The sequence below is a fragment of the Limnoglobus sp. genome (assembly GCF_059499385.1).
Genome location: NZ_JCABYM010000017.1, coordinates 1 through 6,911 on the forward strand (window position 1 = coordinate 1; position 6,911 = coordinate 6,911).

Annotated in this window: 10 protein-coding genes; 1 reads left to right on the plus strand and 9 read right to left on the minus strand. The window is 66.4% G+C overall.

Going from position 1 to position 6,911, the window contains the following annotated elements:
- The first annotated feature begins 294 nt into the window (after window positions 1-294).
- Window positions 295-930 carry a 3-keto-disaccharide hydrolase gene (locus AC5JJ2_RS02675; protein ID WP_495856415.1) on the plus strand — a complete coding sequence of 212 codons (636 nt, stop codon included), beginning with the start codon at window positions 295-297 and terminating at the stop codon, window positions 928-930.
- Window positions 931-964: 34 nt separating this feature from the next.
- On the opposite strand, the gene AC5JJ2_RS02680 is transcribed toward AC5JJ2_RS02675, so the two are convergent.
- From AC5JJ2_RS02680 to AC5JJ2_RS02720, 9 genes are all read right to left on the minus strand, one after another.
- A complete protein-coding gene (locus AC5JJ2_RS02680; protein ID WP_495856416.1) occupies window positions 965-1,432 on the minus strand; it encodes a hypothetical protein in 468 nt (155 codons plus the stop codon).
- Window positions 1,433-1,886: 454 nt separating this feature from the next.
- On the minus strand, window positions 1,887-2,213 hold the full coding sequence (locus tag AC5JJ2_RS02685; RefSeq protein WP_495856417.1) for a TfoX/Sxy family protein: 327 nt from the start codon (window positions 2,211-2,213) through the stop codon (window positions 1,887-1,889).
- 12 nt (window positions 2,214-2,225) lie between these two features.
- Window positions 2,226-3,107, minus strand: coding sequence for an HNH endonuclease family protein (locus tag AC5JJ2_RS02690; RefSeq protein WP_495856418.1), 882 nt, complete (start codon window positions 3,105-3,107; stop codon window positions 2,226-2,228).
- A gap of 4 nt (window positions 3,108-3,111) precedes the next feature.
- Complete coding sequence (locus AC5JJ2_RS02695) at window positions 3,112-4,335, minus strand: AAA family ATPase (protein ID WP_495856419.1); 1,224 nt, start codon at window positions 4,333-4,335, stop codon at window positions 3,112-3,114.
- A gap of 24 nt (window positions 4,336-4,359) precedes the next feature.
- Window positions 4,360-4,617 (minus strand): hypothetical protein, encoded by a 258-nt coding sequence (locus AC5JJ2_RS02700; RefSeq protein WP_495856420.1) that lies wholly within the window; start codon window positions 4,615-4,617, stop codon window positions 4,360-4,362.
- Window positions 4,614-4,856, minus strand: a complete 243-nt coding sequence (locus AC5JJ2_RS02705; protein ID WP_495856421.1) for a hypothetical protein — start codon at window positions 4,854-4,856, stop codon at window positions 4,614-4,616. Before AC5JJ2_RS02705 ends, AC5JJ2_RS02700 begins: the two co-directional genes overlap by 4 nt.
- A 12-nt stretch (window positions 4,857-4,868) precedes the next feature.
- Window positions 4,869-5,132, minus strand: coding sequence for a hypothetical protein (locus AC5JJ2_RS02710; protein WP_495856422.1), 264 nt, complete (start codon window positions 5,130-5,132; stop codon window positions 4,869-4,871).
- The gene (locus AC5JJ2_RS02715; RefSeq protein WP_495856423.1) at window positions 5,129-5,374 is read right to left on the minus strand and encodes a hypothetical protein; all 246 of its coding nucleotides are present in this window, start codon (window positions 5,372-5,374) and stop codon (window positions 5,129-5,131) included. The genes AC5JJ2_RS02710 and AC5JJ2_RS02715 overlap by 4 nt, the downstream gene beginning before the upstream one ends.
- Window positions 5,375-5,399: 25 nt before the next feature.
- Complete coding sequence (locus AC5JJ2_RS02720; RefSeq protein ID WP_495856424.1) at window positions 5,400-6,716, minus strand: 3-isopropylmalate dehydratase large subunit; 1,317 nt, start codon at window positions 6,714-6,716, stop codon at window positions 5,400-5,402.
- Window positions 6,717-6,911: the final 195 nt, after the last annotated feature.

The following is a 6,911-nucleotide window of genomic DNA, read 5'->3' on the forward strand; positions in this document are numbered from 1 at the left end:
GGGGGGCGGGGCCCCCCCCGCCCCCCCCCCCCCCCCACGCCTCCCTCACACGGGAGGAGCGTTTCTTGGTCCGTGACGCCCGTTCCCCCTCACCCCGACCCTCTCCCCCGCAGAGCCGGGGGAGAGGGGGAAAATTCGGTCATCCGCCCGCACGCCGGGGCCGGGGCTTGGTAGCGAGAACGTAGCGGTTCACATTCCGGGCGGCAACCGGTTGAAATCGGCGGCGGCGTTCATCAGGATACACGCACCGCCCCAGGCCGGGCGGGTCCCACCTTTCACGGAGTCACGTTCCCCATGAAACTCTCCCGCCTGCTCCTGGTCGCCCTGACCGCCGCCGCCGCGACGACCGCCCGCGCCGACGACACGGCCGACTTCCTCAACCCCGACAACTGGCACGGCCGGACCGACATCTGGTCGATCAAGGACGGCAGCGTCGTCGGCGAGACGAAGGAAGACCCGAAGTACAACACGTTCTTCGTCAGCAAGAAGAAGTACTCCGATTTTGAAATGTCTTTCAAGACGCAGCTCCGGGACGCCGTCGGGAACAGCGGCGTGCAGATCCGCAGCACGCTCAAGGACGACAAGAAGTTCGTCGTCGCCGGGCCGCAGGTGGACATCGGCAAGGGGTACTGGGGCAGCCTGTACGGCGAGGGCGTCGGCGGGATGATGAAGGCGTCCAAGCCGGACGACATCAAGAAGGCCGTGAAGGAGACGGAGTGGAACGAGTACCACATCGTCGCGAAGGGGACGCACATCACGGTGAAGGTCAACGGCACGACGATGGTGGACGACGACTTCCCGAAACTGCCGGGCAAAGAGAAGGAGAAGGACGCGCCGAAGGACGGGATCATCGCGTTCCAGGCGCACGCCGGCTACCCGAAGATGCGGGTCGAGTTCAAGGACATCAAGTTCACGAACCTGGCGAAGTGACGCGAACGACCGGCGCGGCCGACGGGCCGCGCCGTCACCCCGGCGGGGCGTGCTTCACGAACGAGAACAGCCCCGTCACCACCATCAGCACGCCGCAGAAAACGATGACGTTCGGCCGCAGCGTCAGCTCCATGTTCATGTGCAGGTAGATCAGCCGGTACCAGTCGAAGAAGAACGACAGCAGCCCGCCCGCGATTCCGCTCTCCCGCACGATCAGCGCGTACAGATAAATCTCCCCGACCAGTACCGTCACCAGCCCGGCCCCGGCCAGCACGAGGCCGACCGCCGGCTTCCGCCGCGCCCACAGGCCGAGGCCCACCCACGTCAGCACGACGACGGTAATCAGCAGCGGGAACGGATCCCACAGCATGAACTTTTCCGCGAACGACCCCTCCCGCGGCGGATCCTCCTCGTCCGCGGGCGAGTGGTCTGGAAGCGGCACGTACCGCCGCCTGGACGGTCGTTCGTCCTTCAAATCGTAAGTTCTGGTTTCGTTGTCCATTTTGCTACTAAGGGCAGAAAAACAGGTTTCCTGAATTTTCCTCTGTCCGATCACCGGACAGATTTTTGTGCATATTTATGGACGGGCGCGACAACGGACGGAAATCTCCGGAAACACCTTCGGTTTGTGGAAAAGAATTATTGAAGGGGGCTACCGATGCCGTTAGTGTAAGCAGCGGTTAATCTCGTCCACCGTGGACGTTATTTTCCGCCCCCTATCCTAGCTCAGGATGGCCCGTCCATGTCGTTCAAGCTGCGTTTGGAAGTGATGGAACAACGGGAGAACCCCTCGGTCTTCCCAGTTGACCCCGGCACCCCGACCCCTCCCCCGCCTTCGGAACCCGCGCCGGCCCCGGCTCCGGCCCCGGCCCCCGAGCCGGCCCCGACCGGCCCGGACTGGTGAGATAAGCCGCAGACGATTCTGCAGGAACAGCCCCGGCCCACCGGGGCTGTTTTCATTTCCCCGGCAGCGTCCGCCCGAACGCCATCGCCCGCCGCACCCAGTCGGCCAGCTCCCGGTCGTCGCGCACCCCGTCGGGACCGACCGCCACCCAGTTCCGCATCGGCTTGCCGGTGATATCGAACGGCCGCACGCACGGCTCCCGCAGCGCGTCCTCCGCGTCCGGGCCGAGCCGGGCGATGAGCGAATCGCGCCAAACGCCGAGGAAGACGTTGCCGTTCAGGAAGAACCCGAGGCAGCCGAACAGCGGCTTCTCGGTGACGCCCCGCCGGCGGGCGAGGGCGGCGCGGACGCGGGCGGCGAGGTGGCGGTCGTAGGGCATGTCCGGCACCCGTCAGGGGAGGCTGTCGAGAAAGGCGCGGGCCTCGTCGATCAATTCCTGCGCCTGAACGGGATCGGTGACGTAGAGGTCCACCATTGACCGGACGCACGACGAGTGGCGGGCCTGCGGCCGGAGCATCCGCCCGACCGTGCCCTTCGCCCGCGCCTTGCGGAGGTCGGTCGCCGCCGGGTCGTTGATCGTCTCCAGGTGGTTGCCGAGCGAGTCGAGCAACTCGGCCCGTTCGACGCGGAGTTCCTCGCGGTTGTTCAGCGCGAAGAACGCGATCGTCACGTCCCCGCGGCGGCGGCGGGGGCCGGTCTTCTTCGCCGGGATGGCGGTAATGCCGAGGAACGTGACGACCTCCCGCGGGTCGTCGTCGATGTCCCCGATCGGGTGGAGCAGGAACGGTTTCTCCGCGGCGTTCAACCCCGGCGGGTCGGTCGTAGCCGTACCGCGGGCGGCCGACACCGGGAAGTAGTTCTTCTTCAGCGGGCTGTTGCACTTCTTGCACGACGCCGCGTAGTTCTGCAGGTGGTACGCGAGCCAGAAGTACCCCGGCGGGCTGGCCGCCCCCATCGGGAACGCGAACTCGCTCGCGCCGGGCCAGTCCACGACCGACGACTTCGGCCGGAAGTGCTCGAGGTCGTGCTCGATGGCCCCGCCGTGGTCGCCGGCCGCCAGCGCCCGCTCGCAGTACGCGCACTTGTTGTGCTGGAGCGTCATGAACACCGGCTTCACGTCCGACCAGATCGACGACGACTCCTCGTACTTCCCGGCGGCGACGAACCCGGCCGTGCGGGCGGCGGCCCTCCCCCGCCACGGCGGGACGGCGGCATCGACGAGGGCGTCCAGCGCGGCGGACGTGATCGGATAGCGGATCATGGCGAGGGGCACGGGGTTAGTCGGTCATCGTCCCGGTGAGTTCCTTCAGGAAATCGACGGCCGCCTTCGGGTCGTGCGTGGCCGCGGCCCGCTTGGCGATCCGCTTCAACTTCTTCTCCTTCGCCGGCGACCGCGGCGACTTCAGCCCGAAGTACGAGCTGACGAGGATTTGGTCCGCCGACTTGCCGTCCGTCGCCTCCGTGAACTCGCGAATCTCATTCTCCTCGACGACACGGACGTTCGCGGCGTGAACGGTCCCGACCACGAGCGGGCTGTGCGTGGTGACGATGAATTGCAGCTTCGGGAACGTGGCGGCCAGCCTCGGCAGGACCTCCCGCTGCCACGCCGGGTGGAGGTGGACGTCGATGTCGTCGATCATGACGACGCCGGCGAGGTCGGTCAGCTTGGCCTTCTCGGGGGCGACCTTGTGGAGGTGGTTGAGCATGTCGGAGACGAGGCCGACGTACGACCGGAAGCCGTCGGACAGGGCACCGAACGGGAGTACGATTCCGTTGTGGTCGAACAGGGCGTCGTTGTCTTGAAACGTCCCGGTGAATTGGGTGGTCCCCGGCAGCAAGCCGTTGAGGCACTCCCGAACTTCCTTCGCCCGTTTCTTGGTGGGGATGGAAGGGAACCAGGACGCGAGCGGCAACAGCGTGATGGCGTCGTCGAAAAGCCCCGCCACCCGTTGGAACCGCGGGTGGCGGGCGCGGGACCACTTGGAATCGACGTTCTCCACGTGCTCGGTCCGCCGCAAGGCCCCGTACCCGAGGAGGAAGAAGCTCGGCGATTCGGCGTCGTGGAACGACTTGAGGAGCGGCTTGCCGCTCAGGAGGGAACGGACGACCGGCGGGTGGAACGAGGATTCCGTGCCGTAGGACTCGATGCCGAGTTCGTGGGAGAAGGACTGGGCCGCGAGGTCGGCCCGGTCGGCCTTGAACTCGGCATCCTGGTTCCGCAACCGGTACGACACGACGACCCGCGCGACGCGGTCGCCCGGCCGGGCGTCCTTGCGGACTAACGAGTACGGCCGATACCCCAAGCCGTCGTGGATCGGCGCGAGGACGCCCAGAGCGAGCGCCTTCAGCAAACTCGTCTTCCCCGCCCCGTTGACGCCGATCAGGAGCGTCACGTTCTTCAGCGCGTCGGCCGGCAGCCCGGCCGTGCCGGGGTGAACGAACGTCGTCTCCGCCTTCGCGAAGCACCGGAAGTCAGTCATCGACACGGATTCGACGTACATCGAAAACCCCGTGGGAGCGGAACGTCAAGAGATTAGCCATACCGAAGTCACAATGACCCGCTTGTCGTCCTCGATGACTTCAAAGTCGATGCCGAGTGGCGATTCAAAGGCAACGCGGCTCACGCTCGATTTCCGCGACTCGCCGTACGTGAGCGGCTCGCGGGCTAGCACTTGTTCGATGCCGTGAGCCGTCCGGGTCACCAACGCTTGATCGGGCGCGTTCAGCCACGCCTCGGCCAACTCGCGTTCGGCGTCCGGATTCCAAACGACCGTGTAACTCATCGGTCGCCGCTTTCGAGTCGCTTGATGATCTCGGAAAGCGGCTTGCCCGTAAGGTTCTTCCGCCGTCGCTCCAGCTCCTCGTCGGAGATCGGCGACTTCACGCCCGGCGGCAGCGCGCCGGGGTTCCGCTGTTGGAACTGCCCGACGAGCGTGCCGGCCGCGTCGCGGAGTTCGACCGTGCCGGACACGCTCGCGAGTTGGGCCAGCAACTGCGGGTCGGTGATGACGATGGCGGACATGGCTGCACTCCCTCAACGGTCTGGAACGAACCAAAGCGCCTGCACGATGACCTTCTTGTCGTCCTCGACGATGTCAAACAACAACCCCAACGGCGAGGCGGTGACGACGCGGTTCACGCTCGACGCCCGCCACCGGCCGACGCGGAAGGGATCGCTGCCGATGGAGCGTTCCAAGAGATCGGCCATGACCGAAACGTCGTTCCGGTTCGGGGCGGCCGTCCAAACGGCCGCGAGTTGAGCCTCGGCCCGCGGACTCCAGATCACGCGGTAGTTCATGGCCCGTACTTCTCACGCAGGTCGTGAAGGATGTCCTTGAGCGGTCGGCCTTCTCGGTTCTGACTGAACCGCGTCATCTCTTCCTCGGAAAACGGCGGGACGTACCCTTCCGGCGGCGCCCACAGGCCGGGGCCGTCGGTCGAGTGAATCACGTTCCCGGCCGCGTCGCGGAACTCGACCGGCCCCTTCGCCTCCGCCAATTGTTTGGCCAGCACCGGGTCGGTGATGGTGATCGTGGTCATGTTCGTCCTCCGGTAGTCCGCCCGATTATACCAGCAACTCCCGCGGGTCCGCGATCACGCCGGTCAGTGCGCTCGCGGCGACGGTCAGCGGCGACGCCAGGAACACCTTCGCCTCCTTGTGGCCCATCCGGCCGGGGAAGTTCCGGTTCGTCGTGCTGATGCACGAGATCGGCGTGTTCAGCCGGCCGAACGTGTCGCTCGGCCCGCCGAGGCAGGCCGCGCACGAGGCGTCGCCGATCTTCGCCCCGGCGGTCAGGAAGATGCTCCGCAGCGTCACGCCGTCGATGGTTTCGGTGTCCAGCCCGGCCGCCACCTCCGTCGTCGCCGGGACGACGAACGTGTCGATCCGGACTTCCTTCCCCTTCAGGATCGCGGCCGCGGCCTTGAAGTCGGTCAGCTTGCCGCCGGTGCAGCTGCCGATGTACGCCCGGTCGAGCTTCGTCCCCTTCACCTCGCTGACCTTCGCCTTGTTGTCCGGGCTGTGCGGCTTCGCGACCGTCGGCTCCATCTTCGTCACGTCGTACACCTTCTCGAAGATCGTCCCCGCCCCGGCCTGCGGCTTGAACACCGTGTACGGCTTGCTCCCGGACTTCTTCCCGCGGTGGTTCACGAAGTCGAGCGTGACCTGATCCGCGGGGATGATGCCGTTCTTGCCGCCGGCCTCGATGGCCATGTTGCACAGCGTCATGCGTTCTTCGATGTTCAGCGCGAACACGCCGTCGCCGTCGAACTCCATCGCGCGATACGTGGCCCCATCGACGCCGATGTCGCCGATGACCGCGAGGATGAGGTCCTTCGCCATCAGGTACGGCGGCAGGTTGCCGTGGAAGACGAACCGCATGGTCGGCGGGACCTTCAGCCACGTCTTGCCGGTCCCCATCACGAACCCGGCGTCGGTGTTGCCGATGCCAGTAGCGAACTGGCCGAACGCCCCGGCCGTGCAGGTGTGGCTATCCGTGCCGAGCAGCACTTCGCCGGGCCGGGTGTGCCCTTCCTCCGGCAGCGCGATGTGGCAGACGCCCTTGTAGCGGTCGCCGCCCACGTCGTAAAAGTACGGCAGGTTCTGTTCCTTCGCGAACGCCCGGAGCACGTCCACGTTCCGGTTCGCCATCGCGTCCTTGGTGAAGATGTAGTGGTCCGGGATGACGACCACTTTTTCGCGGTCCCAGACCTTCGCGTTCTCGCCGAAGTGCTTCTTGAAGATGCCGATCGTGCCCGGCCCGCACACGTCGTGGGTCATGAGCACGTCCACGTTGACCCAGACGTTGTCGCCGGGGGCGACGTGGTCGCGGCCGGCGGCCTTGGCCAGGACTTGCTCGGTCATCGTCATCGGGGACGGCATGGGAGGCTCCGGGAGTGGTTTGCGTCGGAATGCTTCATTGTATCGCGCGAAGACCGCGGAGCCGGCAGGGACTGACTTCCGAAGTCCGGCTTCGACTTCGGAAGTCGAACCGGCGACGACGGCCCCGTGAGTCAACGGCGAGCCGAGCGGCGTGTTCCGGCCCGGTACCCCCAAAACCCCCGGGGGCACACCCCG